This is a genomic window from Acidovorax sp. SUPP2825 (assembly GCF_030158995.1).
GTDB lineage: Bacteria > Pseudomonadota > Gammaproteobacteria > Burkholderiales > Burkholderiaceae_C > Paracidovorax.
In genome coordinates this window covers 42,123-59,208 of record NZ_BQXK01000020.1, presented here as the reverse complement: position 1 = coordinate 59,208, position 17,086 = coordinate 42,123, and the positions used below count along the sequence as shown (strand labels likewise).

At 60.8% G+C, this 17,086-nt stretch carries 20 protein-coding genes and 2 tRNA genes; 16 read left to right on the top strand and 6 right to left on the bottom strand.

The genetic code is table 11. The features are described 5' to 3' along the window. The first annotated feature begins 29 nt into the window (after nt 1-29). The 13 genes from AVAK2825_RS20540 to AVAK2825_RS24830 are packed head-to-tail and all read left to right on the top strand — an operon-like array spanning nt 30 to nt 8,167. Nucleotides 30-407 (top strand): hypothetical protein, encoded by a 378-nt coding sequence (locus AVAK2825_RS20540; RefSeq protein ID WP_284402313.1) that lies wholly within the window; start codon nt 30-32, stop codon nt 405-407. Next, nucleotides 407-550, top strand: coding sequence for a hypothetical protein (locus AVAK2825_RS20535; RefSeq protein WP_284402312.1), 144 nt, complete (start codon nt 407-409; stop codon nt 548-550). The genes AVAK2825_RS20540 and AVAK2825_RS20535 overlap by 1 nt, the downstream gene beginning before the upstream one ends. A 3-nt stretch (nt 551-553) precedes the next feature. Next, on the top strand, nt 554-700 hold the full coding sequence (locus AVAK2825_RS20530; protein WP_284402311.1) for a hypothetical protein: 147 nt from the start codon (nt 554-556) through the stop codon (nt 698-700). Beyond that, nucleotides 697-1,011 (top strand): hypothetical protein, encoded by a 315-nt coding sequence (locus AVAK2825_RS20525; RefSeq protein WP_284402310.1) that lies wholly within the window; start codon nt 697-699, stop codon nt 1,009-1,011. Before AVAK2825_RS20530 ends, AVAK2825_RS20525 begins: the two co-directional genes overlap by 4 nt. Next, complete coding sequence (locus tag AVAK2825_RS20520; RefSeq protein ID WP_284402309.1) at nt 1,008-1,346, top strand: hypothetical protein; 339 nt, start codon at nt 1,008-1,010, stop codon at nt 1,344-1,346. Before AVAK2825_RS20525 ends, AVAK2825_RS20520 begins: the two co-directional genes overlap by 4 nt. Then, the gene (locus AVAK2825_RS20515) at nt 1,343-1,609 is read left to right on the top strand and encodes a hypothetical protein (protein WP_284402308.1); all 267 of its coding nucleotides are present in this window, start codon (nt 1,343-1,345) and stop codon (nt 1,607-1,609) included. The genes AVAK2825_RS20520 and AVAK2825_RS20515 overlap by 4 nt, the downstream gene beginning before the upstream one ends. Nucleotide 1,610: 1 nt before the next feature. After that, nucleotides 1,611-3,779: a ParB/RepB/Spo0J family partition protein gene (locus tag AVAK2825_RS20510; RefSeq protein WP_284402307.1), complete on the top strand. Its 2,169-nt coding sequence runs from the start codon at nt 1,611-1,613 to the stop codon at nt 3,777-3,779. Further along, nucleotides 3,772-4,836 carry a hypothetical protein gene (locus AVAK2825_RS20505; protein ID WP_284402306.1) on the top strand — a complete coding sequence of 355 codons (1,065 nt, stop codon included), beginning with the start codon at nt 3,772-3,774 and terminating at the stop codon, nt 4,834-4,836. The genes AVAK2825_RS20510 and AVAK2825_RS20505 overlap by 8 nt, the downstream gene beginning before the upstream one ends. Continuing rightward, entirely contained in the window at nt 4,833-5,345 is a 513-nt protein-coding gene (locus AVAK2825_RS20500; RefSeq protein WP_284402305.1) for a hypothetical protein, read from the top strand. The genes AVAK2825_RS20505 and AVAK2825_RS20500 overlap by 4 nt, the downstream gene beginning before the upstream one ends. Then, nucleotides 5,342-5,734 carry an ASCH domain-containing protein gene (locus tag AVAK2825_RS20495; protein WP_284402304.1) on the top strand — a complete coding sequence of 131 codons (393 nt, stop codon included), beginning with the start codon at nt 5,342-5,344 and terminating at the stop codon, nt 5,732-5,734. Before AVAK2825_RS20500 ends, AVAK2825_RS20495 begins: the two co-directional genes overlap by 4 nt. Further along, nucleotides 5,731-6,708 carry a phage Gp37/Gp68 family protein gene (locus AVAK2825_RS20490; protein ID WP_284402303.1) on the top strand — a complete coding sequence of 326 codons (978 nt, stop codon included), beginning with the start codon at nt 5,731-5,733 and terminating at the stop codon, nt 6,706-6,708. Before AVAK2825_RS20495 ends, AVAK2825_RS20490 begins: the two co-directional genes overlap by 4 nt. Next, a complete protein-coding gene (locus AVAK2825_RS20485; RefSeq protein WP_284402302.1) occupies nt 6,705-7,103 on the top strand; it encodes a hypothetical protein in 399 nt (132 codons plus the stop codon). Before AVAK2825_RS20490 ends, AVAK2825_RS20485 begins: the two co-directional genes overlap by 4 nt. Continuing rightward, nucleotides 6,986-8,167: a tyrosine-type recombinase/integrase gene (locus AVAK2825_RS24830; RefSeq protein ID WP_349817186.1), complete on the top strand. Its 1,182-nt coding sequence runs from the start codon at nt 6,986-6,988 to the stop codon at nt 8,165-8,167. The genes AVAK2825_RS20485 and AVAK2825_RS24830 overlap by 118 nt, the downstream gene beginning before the upstream one ends. A 57-nt stretch (nt 8,168-8,224) precedes the next feature. On the opposite strand, the gene AVAK2825_RS20475 is transcribed toward AVAK2825_RS24830, so the two are convergent. The 3 genes from AVAK2825_RS20475 to hrcA form a co-directional block, all read right to left on the bottom strand. Continuing rightward, nucleotides 8,225-8,301, bottom strand: a tRNA-Arg gene (locus AVAK2825_RS20475). Between the two features lie 233 nt (nt 8,302-8,534). Then, a tRNA-Ile gene (locus AVAK2825_RS20470) sits at nt 8,535-8,611 on the bottom strand. 19 nt (nt 8,612-8,630) lie between these two features. Then, the gene (gene hrcA, locus AVAK2825_RS20465; RefSeq protein WP_284402300.1) at nt 8,631-9,635 is read right to left on the bottom strand and encodes a heat-inducible transcriptional repressor HrcA; all 1,005 of its coding nucleotides are present in this window, start codon (nt 9,633-9,635) and stop codon (nt 8,631-8,633) included. A gap of 28 nt (nt 9,636-9,663) precedes the next feature. Here hrcA and AVAK2825_RS20460 point away from each other — a divergent pair, with 28 nt between their 5' ends. From AVAK2825_RS20460 to rapZ, 3 genes are read left to right on the top strand one after another with little or no spacing between them, the layout of a single operon-like run. After that, nucleotides 9,664-10,560 (top strand): NAD kinase, encoded by an 897-nt coding sequence (locus AVAK2825_RS20460; RefSeq protein ID WP_284402298.1) that lies wholly within the window; start codon nt 9,664-9,666, stop codon nt 10,558-10,560. Continuing rightward, nucleotides 10,561-12,228: a DNA repair protein RecN gene (gene recN / locus AVAK2825_RS20455; protein ID WP_284402297.1), complete on the top strand. Its 1,668-nt coding sequence runs from the start codon at nt 10,561-10,563 to the stop codon at nt 12,226-12,228. Nucleotides 12,229-12,232: 4 nt separating this feature from the next. Then, nucleotides 12,233-13,096, top strand: coding sequence for an RNase adapter RapZ (gene rapZ / locus AVAK2825_RS20450; protein ID WP_284402296.1), 864 nt, complete (start codon nt 12,233-12,235; stop codon nt 13,094-13,096). A gap of 40 nt (nt 13,097-13,136) precedes the next feature. On the opposite strand, the gene mutY is transcribed toward rapZ, so the two are convergent. The 3 genes from mutY to mutM all read right to left on the bottom strand — a co-directional run bounded on the left by mutY (nt 13,137) and on the right by mutM (nt 17,060). Beyond that, nucleotides 13,137-14,177 (bottom strand): A/G-specific adenine glycosylase, encoded by a 1,041-nt coding sequence (gene mutY / locus AVAK2825_RS20445; RefSeq protein ID WP_284402295.1) that lies wholly within the window; start codon nt 14,175-14,177, stop codon nt 13,137-13,139. Beyond that, the gene (locus AVAK2825_RS20440) at nt 14,174-16,135 is read right to left on the bottom strand and encodes a dynamin family protein (protein ID WP_284402294.1); all 1,962 of its coding nucleotides are present in this window, start codon (nt 16,133-16,135) and stop codon (nt 14,174-14,176) included. Before AVAK2825_RS20440 ends, mutY begins: the two co-directional genes overlap by 4 nt. A 109-nt stretch (nt 16,136-16,244) precedes the next feature. After that, nucleotides 16,245-17,060 (bottom strand): bifunctional DNA-formamidopyrimidine glycosylase/DNA-(apurinic or apyrimidinic site) lyase, encoded by an 816-nt coding sequence (gene mutM, locus AVAK2825_RS20435; RefSeq protein ID WP_284402293.1) that lies wholly within the window; start codon nt 17,058-17,060, stop codon nt 16,245-16,247. Nucleotides 17,061-17,086: the final 26 nt, after the last annotated feature.

Here is a 17,086-nt window from a genome sequence, read left to right as displayed (position 1 = left end):
CCCGGCGCCTCTCCCCAGCCCAATGCAACATGCTGCACGCCCTCTGCAGTGGCCAGCGAGTGGACCGAAAGCAGATGTCGTTCAAGGCCGTCCAGACGCTGGACTCGTTGCGTCAGCGCGGCTACGTGAATAGCCAGGACTGCCCCACAGAAGAAGGCCGTGCTGTGTTTGCACCAATAGGGCAGAACAACGGCGATGCCCTGCTGATGTTTCACATCAAGCCGCCAGGCCATGCGCCTTACACCGGCAACTTCCCTGGCAACAGGGATGCGATCGCGGACGCTGAGCAGCGGTTTCCCGATGCCCCACCAGCCAGCGTGATCAACATGTGGCATTCGTCAGGACATGAAGAGTTTCTGAAGCCTGCCACAGCCAACCACCGCTTCTACATCCTGGGAGCGGCGTAATGCCAGTGCCCTACACCATTGATGGGCCGCACATCAATCGCCGGGCATTGCTTCGCAAGCGACTTGCACTGCTGTTTGCTGCAGGCCTGTTGCTCGCGACTCCATTCATCGCCGCGGCGGTCACCGCCTACACGAGGGGATGAGCCATGCTTGACCGCATCCTCTTCGTGCTGCTGTACCTGCGCAACCTGCCAGGGTTCGACGGCCACCACATCCGCACCTGCGCGGCATCACGCATGGACTTGGACCTGATCAAGCGCAGACGCAAGCCTGCGCCAAGGGCCCGGCCATGACCACAGCCATCCAGATGCGTATACGCGGCACTGTCACCTCGGCGGTGTGCAGGACCACCACTGCAGGCTTACCAATGGTGGAGGTCTATCTAACCGACCCCACCGGCCAGCAGGTGCGGGCACGGCATACCTACCCCGATTCCACGCCCGCAAATCACTTCGCTGCAAACGCTTTCGCAAAGCGCGTGCGCGGCCAGGTCGCCGAGCTGGATGCAACCGCGCCCAAGTTCCGCGCGCGCCGCATCGACTGCGAAGCGCAACACATTGCCCTGCCCTTCGAGCAGCAAACCACCCGCAAGGACCTCGAATGATCCTCAAACCTTCCACCGTCACCATCACCTTGGTGGGCGACGCCCGCGGCAACGTCAGTGTACGTACCGACCTCGCCAAACCGGCGCCAGGCGCTCCAATGACACCGGTAAAGAGCCTTGCGCTCGATCTCATCATGACTTGCACGCACGCCGGCCATGACATCGTCCACGGCGCGCAACACGTGCCCGCACTGGCCCTCGCCATCGATATCACCAGCCCGGACATGTATGCCTGGGCTGCACCATCAGCCGCGCAAACAGTGGCGCGGGGCATTCTCGCGATGAGCCAGCACGAAGCCACGACGAACGCGGCAGCAAAGGCTGGTGCCGCATGAGCAAGCCAAGCAAGCGACTCACCGCGATCGAGACCGCGCCGATCAACGCCGGTGGCCACTGCGCGCCATTCAAAACGCGCACGTTCGACTGTGGCGCGGAAATCACCCGCCAGGAACTGCCGGTACGCAACAGCACCATGAGCGAACCGTACAAGGGTGCCGAGCTGCGCAACACCCACCACCGGGCCGGCGCCATGGATGCATATCAGTTGCCGAGTGTCACCTTTGCCGGTGTGCGCCATCGTCAACCCTTGGAGGCCTGACATGCCACCAAAATCCGACTCCCTCATCAAGCGCCAGGTGCGCATCAACGACGACGCGACCAGCCCAAAGGGAAAGCTGTTGGCGCAAGCAGGCAAGGACGGCAAAGTACTGGGCCGCACGCCTGGCGGAAAGCAATACCAAGTAGAGGTTGAGGGCACGGTCATCAACCTCACCATGGACAACTTCGTCGTGCTTCCCCACGACGGCCTGCCGGCAGAAGCGCCACCAGCCAGCAATGGTGCCTATCTTCCGATCTCGCAACTGGCGCCGAGCAAGACCAACCGCAAAGCGTTTGAACCCGAAGCCATGCAGCTACTGGCTGCAAGCATCAAGACCTACGGGATCTTGCAGCCATTGCTCATTCGCCCGCTGCCCTCTTATCGACTGCAGGAGACATTTGGAGATCCTGAAACGCGCCATGCCACGCATGAAATCATCGCTGGCGAGCGTCGATATCGGGCCGCACGCATCGCCGGCCTCTCCGTGTTGCCGGTGCTGATCAAGACGGTCGACGGCGCGCTCCCTCAAGTGATGCAGTTACTTGAAAACATCCAGCGCGAAGACCTAAAGCCGCTGGATGAAGCGCTCGGCATCGAGGCGCTGGTGCAGGAGCATGGCTACACGCGAGACCAGATTGCGGAAGCGCTGGGGCGCAGCCGCTCCCACGTGTTTGAGTCGCAACGCCTGCTGCATCTGTGCCCCGATGCGATCGCAGCGCTGCAGTCCGGCTCTCTCACTCGCAGCGTGGCTTTAATCGTAGCGCAGCGCCCGACTGCAGCGCTGCAGACCGAATTTACCCAGCGCGTCCTCACGGGAGGGCCGGACGGTGGTCCTATGAGCTACCGCAGCGCCAAGGACCTCGCCGCACGCAGCTATCAGACCGACCTGGCCGGCGCGCCCTTTGCCCTAGACGATGCCGCACTCTGCGCCAAGGCCGGGGCCTGCTCGCGGTGCCCCAAGCGCACCGGCGCCACGCCCGAACTGTTCGATCGAAGCCATGCAGACGTCTGTACTGACGTCGCGTGCTTCGGAGCCAAGAAAGAGGCCCACTTCGAAGAGATGGCCGCCCAAGCACGGCAGAACGGCCGCAAGGTCATCACTGGCAAGGAAGCGCGTGAACTCATGCCGAATGAAGGTGTCGCACCTGCCGGCTACATGCTGCTGGACAAGCCAGCGCGCCGCGGGGAGAGTGAGTCCCTCCGATCCCTGGTAGGCGCAGAAGTCTCACCCGACAAGGTGGTACTGATCGAGTCACCGAGCGGAAACATGGTCGAGGCCATCCCCACGCGCGCTGCTGGCGCTGCACTGGAAAACAAAAGCAAATCAACGCCAGCCGCATCGAAGGGCAAAGACAAAGGCCCGACCGCTGCTGAGCTGTCCGAGGCTTACCAAGGGACATGGCGCCGCCTCGCCATCGACCAGATCATCGAGGGCTTGCGCACAGCAGCCGAACCCGATGCACTCGACCGCCTGCCTCGCCAGGTGGTCTACCGACTCATGTTGACGATGGCGAATGATGTTGACGACGAGACGGTGCGCAAGACTTTTCAGCTATCACCCGGCTTCTCGATCGAATCGCTCCGAGCAGCAGTGTCGAGCGCGTCAGAGCAGCCGCTGCGTGTTCAAAACATGGTGCTGATGATGCTGGTCACTGGCTACGACCAAATGCCGCTCTACGAGCGCCCGGTTGATGAAGCTCAGCATATTGACGCCACTGCTGCCATCGCAAAGGTCGATGTCAAGAGCATCCAGAGCAAGGTGCAGGCCCAAATGAAATCAAAAGCCGCCGAGCGCGGCACCTCCGACAAGCCCAATCAGATCGACGCGGCGAAACCTTCTCTGAAGAGCAAGACTGACAAGCCAGCGAAGACCACCAAAGCAGAGGCCCAAGCTGCGATCGCCCAGGCCATGAACGAGGCCCCGGCCACCAACAGCTTTTCCCCTGGCGACAAGGTGCGCATCAGGATCGACCTGAAAGGGCCCGACAAGGATTGGCCGCTAGCCAAGTTGCTGCCCACCAAAGGCCGCACCGCTGTCATCCGCTCCAAGACTGGCGACCGCGCTTGGATGCTGGATCTACCAGTGGATTCGAAGGCCAATGACACCGACAAGGTGGAGCGCTGGACGCTGATCGCTGATTACACCGAACTGGAGGCCCTGAATGACTAATACATCTGGCCACGTGCCGAGCGAGCAATGGCGCCCGATGGAAACCGCGCCCAAGGACGGCACGTTGTTGCGCCTGCTGGTGGAGTTCGAACACCACGCGACAGAAGACGGCGAAGGTCCGCAACCCACAATCGGCTCCAACACTTGGGACAACCATCACGATTTCGACGAATGGCAGTTCGCCGGCTGGGACTGGTGCCAAGACCGATACACCCAAGGCGTGGGGAAGCCGGTTGGTTGGCTGCCCTTACTCGGCACCGCCCCCGCTGCACCAAAGAGCGTACAGCCTGCCGATCCTATGGGGTGGCCCCTGCCCTGTGGGATCAAGGTGGGGCACGTCACCATCAGCAAGGGCGTGGCGCTACGCACCCTCGTCAGGCGCATGGAAGTGCTCTACAGCATGGCAACCGGGCGCGCTGCGCATCAGGACGAGGTGCCGAGCGAGGCTCAATACCTGTGCCAAGCCTGGGGCGAGACGGACTATCCCGTCGTCGCCATCGTCACAGGCCTGGGTGCCGTGAGCGCATTTTTAGTTGAAATGTGGCTTGGAGACGCAGACGGCAAACATGATGACGGCACCAAGGCTCTGCCCGCTGCCCTGGCCGACATGCAGGAAGAGTGGAAGCGTGAAGGCGACACTTGGAAGTGGTCTATTGAGTTCGAGATTGGCGGTATCAGCGTGCAGAAGGTCTGGCTCACCGCTCCCCGAGCACTGGCAGGACACGAGAAGGCGCTGACACAGGCTGAATGCGACGTGCTGGCCGAGCGTAGCCGGCAGATCAATGAGGAAGGCTACGACCCTGCGCACGACGATGAATACGTGAATGACGAGATCGCAGCCATGGCTGCGCTGTACGTCATGCCCGAGGGCGCGCGCGACTGGGACACGACCAGCACGGGCTACGGAGACACGCTGGGCGCGGCCATGATGCCGGCCGATTGGGATGCCCCGCGCTTCGGTCACCGTCGCCAACAACTCGTGAAAGGCGCCGCCATGGCGCTGGCCGAGATCGAACGCCTTGACCGCGATGCAGCACGGAAAGGAGACGTAGCATGAACCGCCCTCGCTACCGCATACCTGCCCCTGCCCGCCGCGCTCACATAGACACGTTCCGAAAGGCACAGCTTCGAGCGACTCGTCTGACGGAGGCAGAGATCAGCGAAATCATGTCGGTCATCCGCCAATGCGCAGCCCGTTTGCGCGAGGGCGTTGCTACAGAGCTGCAGGTTGAACTCCTGCGGAGCACCATGCTGATTGCCCACCAGATTGAGCACCTTGGCTATTTGCGTGGCATGTCTGGACACATCGAGGCGGCGATGCTTGCACTCAGCACCGTACACGATCGCGCATCGTCAACAGGGGCATGGACACCCGTGCAACTGCACCTGCAGGAGATGGACGCCATCAATTGCATGGTCGATCTGCATGACCACCAGCTGCGTCAACTCAGCTTTGCCGAGCTGCAGCAAGCCACCAATCGTGTCATCGCGCAAATGCGCAGCCAAGGCGGGGGCAGCGTGGTGCAAGTGGATCCGGCAGATCTGGAGTTGGGAGTCTTTCCATGATCCCCGCGCTCAGCATCCGCCAGCCCTGGGCCTGGCTCATCGTCAACGGGCACAAGGACATCGAGAACCGAGACTGGCCCACGAACTTCCGGGGCAAGCTACTGGTGCACGCCGGCCAGACGATGGCGCGTCGCTACTACGACAGCACTTGCGAAGAGCTGCTGCACGCTGGCCTGCTGCCTGACAGCATGCCGGCATATGAGGTCCTGGAGCGCGGCGGCTTCGTCGGCTGGACGCGCGTCGTCGACTGCCTGCTGGAGCACCCCTCGCCGTGGAAGCAAGACGGTACACATGGGTTCGTCCTGCGCGACAGCCGACCCATACCTTTCGTTGCCTGGAAAGGACGGCTGGGGTTCTTCAATGTGCCGAAGGAAACGGTCCCAACATGAGCAGCAATACCAGCATCGAATGGTGCGATCACACCTTCAACCCTTGGACGGGCTGCACCAAAGTATCGCCCGGCTGCGATCACTGCTATGCCGAAGGCTGGGCCAAGCGGAGCGGTCAAGTGCAGTGGGGTCCGCAAGCGGCACGTCGTCGCACTAGCAGCGCCAACTGGAACCTTCCACGCCGCTGGAACGCCCAGGCCGAGGCGTTCAGGGCGCAGCACGGGCGCCGGCAGCGGGTGTTTTGTGCCAGCTTGGCCGACGTGTTCGATAACGCTGTGGAGCGCGAATGGCGTGATGACCTCGCCACCCTCATTCTGAACACGCCCGGCCTGGATTGGCTGCTGCTTACCAAGCGGATCGGGAACGCGGGGGCCATGCTGGGAGAGATGTTCCTCAATGGGCCGCCTGACAACCTCTGGCTGGGCGCGACGATCTGCAACCCGGATGAAGCCGACCGCGACATCACGAAGTTGCTACGGGTGCCAGCCCGCGTGCGATTCCTGTCGATGGAACCGCTGCTGGCACATATTGATCTTCGGCTGAAGTGCCCGAACTGGTCCGATGACATCGTGATGGATCCAGAAACTGGCGCCTACGAGTGCTGCAGGGCATGCGATTACACCGGTATTGGAAACGACATCGACTGGGTGATTGTCGGTGGCGAGAGCGGCCCCGGAGCGCGGCCCATGCACCCTGACTGGGCCCGCAGTCTGCGCAACCAGTGCGAAGCGGCCGGCGTGCCCTTCCTGTTCAAACAATGGGGTGATTGGCGCGCGCCGCAGCCAGGTGAGGAATTCGACACCAGCCTCGGTATGGCCCAGCGTGTTCCGGCCTTCATCGTCGCGCACGACGGTAGCGTCCATTGCTTTCACAACGATCAAGCCTCCGCGGGCAGTACCCCCATGCTGCGAGTCGGCAAGAAGTCCGCAGGCCGTGAACTCGACGGCCGCACACACGACGAGTTTCCCTCATGAAACGGGGCCTGACGCAGCAGGAAGCCATGGCCTACGTCGGGGTCAAGCGCCGCACATGGGAGTCCAACTGGGCCCCGCGGCTGACGGGCATGCACCAGGATGTAAGCCTGATCTATGACCGCCAGGACCTAGATCGCCTCTTTGATGAAATCAAAAGCGAGGCGGCCGGCCAGCCGGCACCGACTCCCGCAGCCAACGACGACGAGGCACCGGTGGCGCAGAATGCGCCCAGGAACGGATGGCCCAACACGAAAGGAAAAAGCACATGGGCCAAAAAATGCGAGGCATCTACCCCGAAAAAAACGCCGACACCTGGCAAGTCGACAAGTGGTGGCGCGGCACTCGATTTCGCCAGCGCGGTCTCGCTAGTTACGAAGAAGCGGAACGCTGGCTGATCAAACAGCTCGGTGACAAGCGCCAGGTGGTGCTCCACGGTGAGCGACCTGAACGGTTGTTCGACGGCGTTGCCGCCCACTACTTGGTGACGAATCAGGACAAGGAATCGCTTGTCACCGAAGCCATCTTGCTGAAATCCATCATGCCCTTCATCGGCCAACTCACACTGCGACAAATTCACGATGGCACGCTATTGCCGTACGTGACTGCGCGGAAAAAAGAAGGCCGGAAGCACAAGACCATCAACCTCGCGCTGGGCGTCGTACGCCGGATCTTGAATCTGGCAGCGACGTCCTGGCGCGACTCAGACGGCACCACATGGCTGGAAACCCCGCCTCACATCACCATGCTGCCTCTTGCTGGACACCAGCGAGAGCCCTACCCCATCAGCTGGGCCCAGCAGCGCAAGCTGCTGCCCCTGCTGCCGGATCACCTGGGCCGGATGGCGCTGTTCGTGCTCAACACGGGCGTGCGTGATGACGTGGTTTGCAACTTGCGCTGGGAGTGGGAAATTCCCATTCCTGAACTGGGCGTGAGCGTCTTCGACGTGCCACGCGAGCACGTGAAGGGCAAGCGCCGCACGCGGCTGGTGATGTGCAACAGCGTGGCGCAGTCCGTCGTCGAATCGATGCGAGGGAAGCATCCAGAGTTCGTGTTTGTCTATCGCCGCGAGCGTGTGAAAAACACCCACCTGGAGCCCTCGATGCCATACCGGCCGATCACTGCGATGAACAACACGGGTTGGCAGACGGCAAGGGCCAAGGCTGGCATGTCAGATCTGCACGTGCACGACCTTCGGCACACCGTCGGCATGCGCCTTCGGGAGGCTGGCGTGGCGGAGAGCACGGTGTCGGATCTGCTGTGGCACACGAAGAAATCGATGACGGCGCACTACAGCATGGCCCAGATCGTCGAGTTGCATGCCGCGCTCGAAAAGATAAAGGCCGACACCGGCACCTGGAACAAGACGCTGACAACCTTGCGCGCGGAGCACCAGGCGCGCCTGGCTGGGGAGGCAACTCCCCCGAAAGTCCCCCAAGGACTACTGGAGCGGGTAGCGTGAAAACGCTCCCCACAACGGAAAAAGCCCTAGAACATCACTGTTCTAGGGCTTACCGTTTGGTGCGGCTGGCAGGAATTGAACCCACGACCCCTTGGTTCGTAGCCAAGTACTCTATCCAGCTGAGCTACAGCCGCTAAGCTTTGAATTATAGCATGTTTTCAACGCCATCATTCAATTCTTGTTTTGATTTTTACGCGAACTCTGTGAAGAACTTCGCAATCAAGCAAGACTTAAATTCTAACCCATCTTTTGATGGCCGCTTGGCTTCGTTTGCAGAAAACGCAGGCATCTCAACTCTCATGTCCACGCAGTGCGCCTGAACAGGCACGCGAGGAATGGCCATGAACAGCAATCAAGCCCGTTGAACTGGTAGGGCGTGAGGGACTTGAACCCGCGACCAAAGGATTATGAGTCCTCTGCTCTAACCAACTGAGCTAACGCCCCCCGCGCCAATTGTATGTGCTTACTTGCGGTAACTCAGCGCATTGGAAACCAGCTTGGACGTGATGTCCACGATCTGGATCATCCTGTCGTACGGCATTCGGGTGGGGCCGATGACCCCCAGTGTGCCTACGACTTGCCCGTCTATTTCATATGGAGAGGTGACTACCGAAAGCTCCTCAAAAGGGACGATCTGGCTCTCTCCCCCAATGAAGATGCGTACGCCATCTGCACGGTTGGAAACATCGAGCAAACGCAGGATCTGCGTCTTCTGTTCGAACAGGTCGAAAGCACGCCGCAGGTTGCCCATGTCGTTGGAAAAATCACTCACTGCCAGCAGGTTGCGCTCGCCGGAAATCACCACATTGTCCTGAGACTCCGCCATCGCTTCGGACCCGACGTTGACAGCCGCCTGCATCAGCGAGCCGATTTCCTCCCGCAGCTGATCCACCTCCGTCTTCAAGCGCTCGCGCACCTGCTCCATGTCCATTCCGGAATAGTGGCTGTTCAGGAAATTGGCCGCCTCCACGAGATGCGATTGTGAGTAGTCCACATCGGTGAAGATCACGCGGTTCTGCACGTCTCCTTCAGGAGAGACGATGATGACCAGAAGCCGCTTTTCGGACAATCTCAAGAATTCGATGTGCCTAAACACCGAGGCACGTCGGGGCGCCATGACAACGCCCACGAACTGGGACAGGCTGGACAACAAATGCGCCGCGTTGGCAATCACCTTTTGCGGCTGCTCTGCAGCCAGTTGCGGCGAATACAGCTGTTCGCGCTGCACTGTCAACATGGTGTCAACGAACAGGCGATACCCTTTGGCCGTCGGAATTCGGCCGGCAGACGTGTGCGGGCTTGCGATCAGTCCGATCTCTTCGAGATCGGCCATCACGTTACGGATGGTGGCGGGAGAGAGGTCGAGACCGGACGCGCGCGACAGCGTACGCGAACCCACGGGTTGGCCATCGGCTATGTAGCGCTCTACGAGCGCCTTCAGCAACAACTTGGCACGGTCATCAAGCATTGAATCATTTTAATGATCTAATTTCCCAATGAAGCTCAGGTTCACACGGGTCGCACTCTTCGGCAAGTACCAGCCGCTCACTTCCAGCGTTATTTCTGACAGTTCGCGCAATGCCGTACAAGAGGTTGCCCAGTTCCTCAGAAATGAAGGCTGTGAACCCATTCTGGAACAGGAAACGGCGCACAACACCGGCATTTCTGACTATCCTGCGATGCAGGTGGAACAGATCGGCAAGGAGTGTGATCTGGGGATGGTGATCGGGGGAGACGGTACGATGCTGGGCATCGGCAGGCAATTGGCCCCCTACAAAATTCCTCTGATCGGCATCAATCAGGGACGGCTGGGCTTCATCACCGATATCCCTTTGGGCGAGCACGCTTCAGCACTGAGGCCGATGCTCCATGGCGAGTACGAAGAAGACGCCAGGCCCCTCATGCATGCCTGCGTGATGCGTCAGGACGAATGCGTATTTGAAGCCCTGGCGCTCAACGACGTCGTCGTCAATCGTGGATCCACTTCCGGCATGGTCGAATTGCGGGTGGAAGTGGGTGGGCATTTCGTCTCGAACCAAAGGGCAGACGGGCTGATCATCGCTTCGCCCACTGGGTCCACGGCCTATGCGCTCTCCGCGGGAGGCCCAATGCTGCACCCTGCAATTCCTGGTTGGGTGATGGTCCCCATCGCACCCCATACGCTGTCCAATCGACCCATCGTGCTGCCGGATTCGACGGACATTGCGGTAGAAGTCGTAGGGGGCCGGGACGTCAGCGCCAATTTCGACATGCAGTCGCTGGCATCGCTCCAGCATGGCGATCGGATCGTGGTTCGGAGGTCGGAGCACTGCGTGCGCTTCTTGCACCCTCGAGGCTGGAACTACTTTGCTACGTTGCGCAAAAAATTGCGCTGGAATGAAGGGGGCTCATAGATGGCGCTCAAACGGATCGCATTGCGCGATTTCGTCATCGTGGATGTCCTGGACCTGGATCTTCACAAAGGATTTACGGTGCTGACCGGAGAAACGGGTGCAGGCAAATCCATCCTGATCGATGCCTTGCAAATGTTGCTCGGCGGCCGCGCCGATGCTGGGGTGATTCGTGAGGGAACCGAGCGTACGGACATCTGCGCTGAATTCGATTGCCCACCCAGTTTGTCTGCATGGCTTGATGAAGCAGGCATCCCGCAGGAGGAAAGCCTGCTGCTTCGCCGAACCATCGATCGGCAAGGAAAAAGCCGTGCGTGGATGAACGGCATTCCAGCAACCGCCACCCAAATGCGGACCGTGGGGGCGCATCTCCTCGATATCCATGGCCAGCACGCATGGCAGAGCTTGACGCGCCAGGATGCCGTTCGCAGCCTGTTGGATGCCTATGGCGGCATCAGCACCGCGGCGCTGGAGCCGCTTTGGACTCGCTGGCGTGACGACCGCAAAGCGGTCGCGCAAGCAGAAGCGGCCAGAAATACCCTGCAACAGGAGCGGGAACGACTGCAGTGGCAGATCAGTGAAGTCGAAAAGCTGGGCCCGGCATCCAGCGAGTGGGAAGAACTCAACACCCAGCACAGCCGCCTTTCTCACGCCCAAGCCTTGCTGGACAGCGCGCAAACGGCCCTGTCCGCGCTGGAGGATGAAGAGTCCGGTGCACAGACTCAGTTGAGCCGCGCCTGCCATCTGCTGCAGGAGCAGCAAACCCTCGATCCCGAATTCAAGGCGATGGGAGAGGTGCTTCAGTCGTGCATGGACCAAGCGGCCGATGTGGCTCACTCCTTGCAAAGCTATCTCCGGCACACGGAACTCGATCCCGAGCGACTTGAACAGTTGGATTCACGCCTGTCGCTGTGGATTTCGTTGTCACGCAAATACAAGCGGACGCCATCGGAACTGCCGACCCTGCTGGAGGGATGGAAAGCGGAACTCTCCAAACTGGAGACGGCAGCAGACCTGGAAGCGCTCAATGCGGCCGAACAGGCCAGTGGCACAGCCTATCGCAAGGCGGCGCAGGCCGTGTCCCGGCAGCGGACGACCGCAGCACCAAGGCTTGCCCAATCAATCACACAAGCCATGCAGGGCCTGGGCATGGTGGGCGGGCGGTTTGAGGTGCTTTTGGAACCGACACCGGAACCCGGCATTCAAGGTCTCGACAGTGTTTCTTTTCTGGTCGCAGGGCATCCTGGCGCCACGCCCCGGCCTGTTGGCAAAGTCGCTTCGGGGGGGGAACTGTCTCGCATATCGTTGGCCATTTCCGTGACGACAAGCCAGTTGGGCGAGGCCCCTACCCTGATTTTTGACGAGGTGGACTCAGGCGTCGGAGGCTCCGTCGCCGAGACGGTGGGTCGGCTGATGCAGCAGTTGGGCCGCGATCGACAGGTGCTGGCCGTTACCCATCTTCCGCAGGTGGCAGCCTGTGCGGATCACCATCTGATCGTGGCAAAAACCAGTCAGGATCAGCACACCATCAGTCAGGTGACCGTGGCGAAGGGAGAAAAACGCGTGATCGAAATGGCTCGGATGTTAGGAGGGGAACGCCAGTCGAAGGCGACCATGGCGCACGCACGCGAAATGCTCAGCAGCAACCAACCCGCACAGATCAAGGCATGACGAAATGACGCTAGAGGTCGTATTGATCACAGGCATGGCGGGTTCCGGCAAATCCGTTGCCTTGCATGCATTGGAAGACGCAGGCTACTACTGCGTAGACAACCTGCCACCGGAATTGTTGGCCGCCTTCGTGGCGCTGGAGCATCAGCACCATGGCAACCGGATTGCCATCGCAATGGATGTTCGCAGCGCCACCGCGTTACCGCTGGTTCCGCAGGAACTGAAACGCCTGCGCGGCGAGGGCGTGGTCGTCCATTCGCTGTTTCTGGATGCCACCACCGACACATTGATCCGGCGATTTTCGGAAACGCGCCGACGCCACCCCCTCTCCAGAGACGAATGGACGGAAGGCCAACGCGCATTGCTGCAAACCATCGAACTGGAACGTGAACTGCTGGCCGAGTTGCGTGAGCAGTCCCATGTCATCGACACGAGCGCCATTCGAGCAGCGCAATTGCAGGGTTACGTCAAAAGCCTGATGCCCGCCCTGCCCGGGCAATTGACGCTGGTCTTCCAATCATTTGCATTCAAACGCGGGGTGCCTGTCGATGCGGATTACGTCTTCGACGTGCGCATGCTGCCCAATCCCCACTATGAGCCCGCGTTAAAGGCATTGACGGGCAAAGACCAGCCTGTCATCGACTATTTGCAGCACCAGGCTGATGTGAAACTGATGCAGGAGCACATCGCGCAGTTCCTTTCTCACTGGCTGGAGCCTTTGGCGCAGAATCACCGAAGCTACGTGACCGTGGCCATTGGCTGCACGGGGGGGCAACACCGCTCGGTTTATTTGGTGGAGCGCCTGGCGGTGCACTTCAGCCAGCGTTGGACCACCCTGCGGCGGCATCGTGAGTTGGACGGCCTGTGACTTTCACGTCTCGCCACAGAGTGGCGAGACGTGAAAAAAATCAGGATAGGTTCAGCAGCAATTTCCGGATGGGCGTTGGCATACCCAAGCGGTCCCAGTCGGAAGCACCGAACCAGGCACCGTCCACCGGAAGGCCCCAATCCGCCTGCCACGGGATTCGCACGGGATGGAGGTGCAGATCCCGATGGGTCAGGACATGAAGAAAGCCCTCCAAATCCTGAAGCGGCGCAGGCCGTGATGCCAATGCTGCTTGCAGTGCTGCGCGCTCCTCGAACACCGGCAGGCAATGCAGACCTGCCCAAATGCCGCTCGAGGGACGCGGCTGGAGCAAGACACGCCCATTGCCGTCCTGCAGCAGCATCAGCCACCACGACTCCGCACGACGCGACAATTTGCGGGTCCGCACGGGATAGCGTTCGGGGTCTCCGTCGCGGCGGGCTTTGCACTGCCGGTTCAAAGGGCAGACCATGCAGGTCGGCTTCTTTGGCGTGCACACCGTCGCCCCGAGATCCATCAGACCCTGGGTATAGCGCGGCATCGCATGCTGCAGATCACTGACTGGCAGCAAGGCACAGGCCTGATCCCAAAGAAGACGTTCATTCTTGGCGATTGCCAAATCGGCCGTGAAGCCAAGCACTCGCGTCAGCACCCGGCGAACATTTGCATCCAATATGGGAACACGCTCGGAAAAGCAGAAGGCGGTTATCGCACCTGCCGTCGAGCGGCCGATTCCCGGCAACTGTGCCAATACCTCGGCGGTCCGGGGAAACTCGCCCCCGTGCAAATCCACGACTTGCTGAGCACAACGGTGCAGATTGCGGGCGCGACTGTAATAGCCCAAACCGCTCCACAAGGCGAGCACCTCACCCTTCGTTGCCGCAGCCAGCGACTGCACATCTGGAAATCGCGCCAGAAAGCGTTCGTAATAGCCCAAGACGGTGACGACCTGGGTTTGCTGCAGCATGATTTCAGACAGCCACACTCGATAAGGATCTCGTGTTTGCTGCCAAGGCAAATGGTTGCGGCCATGCACCGCCTGCCACCGAACCACATCGGTGGCGATTTCCGGGGTGTCGCTCATGCCAGGGCAGTTTGCGGGCTGACCTGGGGCGGCTCGGCGCGCGGGACGGCTGCGAGTTGCTCCGTCATCTCATTCAAGCGCGTTTCCATTTGCCCCAACTCCTGCTCGGCCATTTCAATCTCCGCAATGCGCTCCACCAAACCGCTTGCTGCGTGCTGAATGCGGTCCACCGCTTCGATGCGACGTGCAAAGCTCCGTTTGCGCTCTCTCAATTGGGCATCCAGTTGCGCTGTTGCGGATTTGCTCCAAAGCTCCAGATCGTTGGCGACCGATTCAAACACCGTACGAAGCCGCATGCCGAGCGCACGGACCAATCGCTGCGCGAACTCAGGCTGCGCCAGTTTGAGGGCATTGCCCACGCCCAGGTACTGCAAATGCCGCTGCTCAATTTGCGCGATTTCCTGCAGGAAGGGCTCCAGTTGCGGAGTCGGAGGCACTTGGAGTGAAAAGCCGAAGTCCGTGTTGAGCTGTCGGAATGTACCGCCCAACATGGCATGGATTTCAGTGCCCGAAGATTGCGCCTTGTCCACGATGGCCTGCAGCCGCTGGAAGGTCTCCGCGTAGACTTTGCGCACGCCCAGCTTCAGTCCCTTTTGCTGCAATGCGTCTGTGAGCAGCGCCAGTTCGGCCTTCAGCGAACGGGCTCCGAGCTCATGGAAGATATCGCGCAGCAATTTGAGATGGACCGCACGCACCGCCTGAATCTTCGCGGTGCTCAGCTCGAACTCCCGCTGCTCCTGCTCGATCCGAGTGCGCATGGAATCGATGACGGAAGCATTCTTTCCGCGCAAACTCCGCAATTCCAGCATCTGGTCATCGAGATCGCGCCGGCGGATGTTGATCACGCGGGAGGTTTCCGAACGCAGGCCGGCAATGCCCGCTGCCACGGCAGAGCGGAGAATGGACTGGCGCTTGCCCATCACCCCTTGTGCCAGCGCTTCTTCCAAAAGAGGCAAGCCGCTGCGCTCCAGCAACAGGTCATCGCACTGGATTTTGGCGATCAACCCTTTCTGGGCTGACACCAGCATGACGTGCTCTTGCGAGATACCCAGCATCTCGGCAGAGGTCAGGCGCTGGCGCTCAAGTTGTTCTTGAACCTGCTCAGGCGAGTTCAGGGTGTCCCACAGTGTGTCGATCTTGTTGAGGACCACCAAGCGGGCATCCGCATTTTCAGACGGGGCTGCCAGATGTTCCCGCCAGATCGAGAGATCGGACCGCGTGACCCCGGTGTCCGCCCCCAGGATGAAGACCACCGCATGCGCCTGTGGAATCAGATTAATGGTGAGTTCGGGCTCCGCACCCACTGCGTTCAGTCCGGGCGTATCCAGAATGACCAAGCCCTGCTTGAGCAACGGATGGGGAATATTGATAAGGGCATGGCGCCACATCGGAACTTCCACCAGGCCGCTGGCGTCCGGCACCGGGTTTTCTTGCGGCAGGTCGTCGTGCCAGAAACCCAGCGCTCGCGCTTCATCCAAGGTGACGCGCCGGACCTCGGCCACCTTCTCGAGCGAGCGGGCCATCTGCCCCGCATCATTGACATCCAAGGGAATCTGCACCCAGCGTTCGGGCTTCAGGCGCCACTCGGCCAGTCCCTGCACCTGCAGCCGGGTGTCGATGGGAAGCAGGCGCAGGCTCACAGGCACGCCGGGGTCGTAGCCCAATTCCGTCGGGCACATCGTCGTTCGTCCCGCGCTGGCAGGCATGATCCGGCGGCCATAGTCGGCAAAGAAGATGGCGTTGATCAGTTCGGACTTGCCCCGGGAAAACTCCGCGACGAAAGCCACCATGACTTTGTCGCTGCGCACTTGACCCTCCAGTCGCTGGAGCTTCTCGCCAACAGCCGCATCCATGAGGGAATGCGACGCCATCCAGTCGGCCAACTGCTTCAGTTGAAGTGCGAATGCCCGGCGCCACGCGCCGTGCTGGTCGAACTGTTCGTTAAAAGAGGGTCCCACTTTGCTCCCGAGTGTCGCTGCGCCCCGCACGTGCAGGAGCCTTCGCAAAATATAGCACCCCACGAACTTCTTGAAAGCTCGAAACGGCGTGGTGCCACCCCTCTTAACCCTATGCCTTCTGGCAACGGATGCAATAGTAGGTGCTGCGCTGGCCTTGCCGGATCATTCGCACTGGAGACCCGCAGGCCCGGCACGCCTCGTTGTGCCGTCCATAGACATGCGCCTCCAGTTGGAAATGGCCCTCACTGCCGTCCGCGCTGGCAAAGTCCCGCAGCGTGCTGCCGCCGCGCTCCACCGCGCGCGCCAGTACCTCGCGGATGGCTACGTGCAGGCGGCGAACCCGCGCCAAGCCGATGGTCGATGACTTCACGGTCGGGCGGATGCCCGCCAGGAACAGCACTTCCGATGCGTAGATGTTTCCAACCCCCACCACCACTTTGCCGCTGAGCAAGACCTGCTTCACAGGCGCCCGGCTCGCACGCAAACCGGCAAATAGACCGTCGACGGTGAACAGGTCGGAAAGGGGTTCCACCCCCAGTGAACCCAACAGCTTCTTCGCTTCTTCAGCGCCCTCGTCTCGCGCCCAAACCACTGCGCCGAACCTTCGAGGATCCCGCAGGCGCAAGGTCCCCAAGGTCGTTTCCATTTCAAAATGGTCGTGTGGACCACGCGCTTCCAGCGATTGCCCCAGACGAAGGCTCCCTGACATGCCGAGATGGATCAGGAGAAGCCCTCCGTCCAGGTCCAGGAGCAAATACTTGCCCCGGCGCCGCACTGCCGTGATGGTGCGGCCAATCAACCCCTCGGGCGGGCAACCGAGTGGCCATCTCAATGGTTTGCCCACCGTGACCGACTGGATTACCGCGCCGGAAATCCCCTTCGCGATGCTGAGTCGCGTTACTTCCACTTCCGGCAACTCAGGCATGCCTGCACGCTCCACAAAGACGTTGA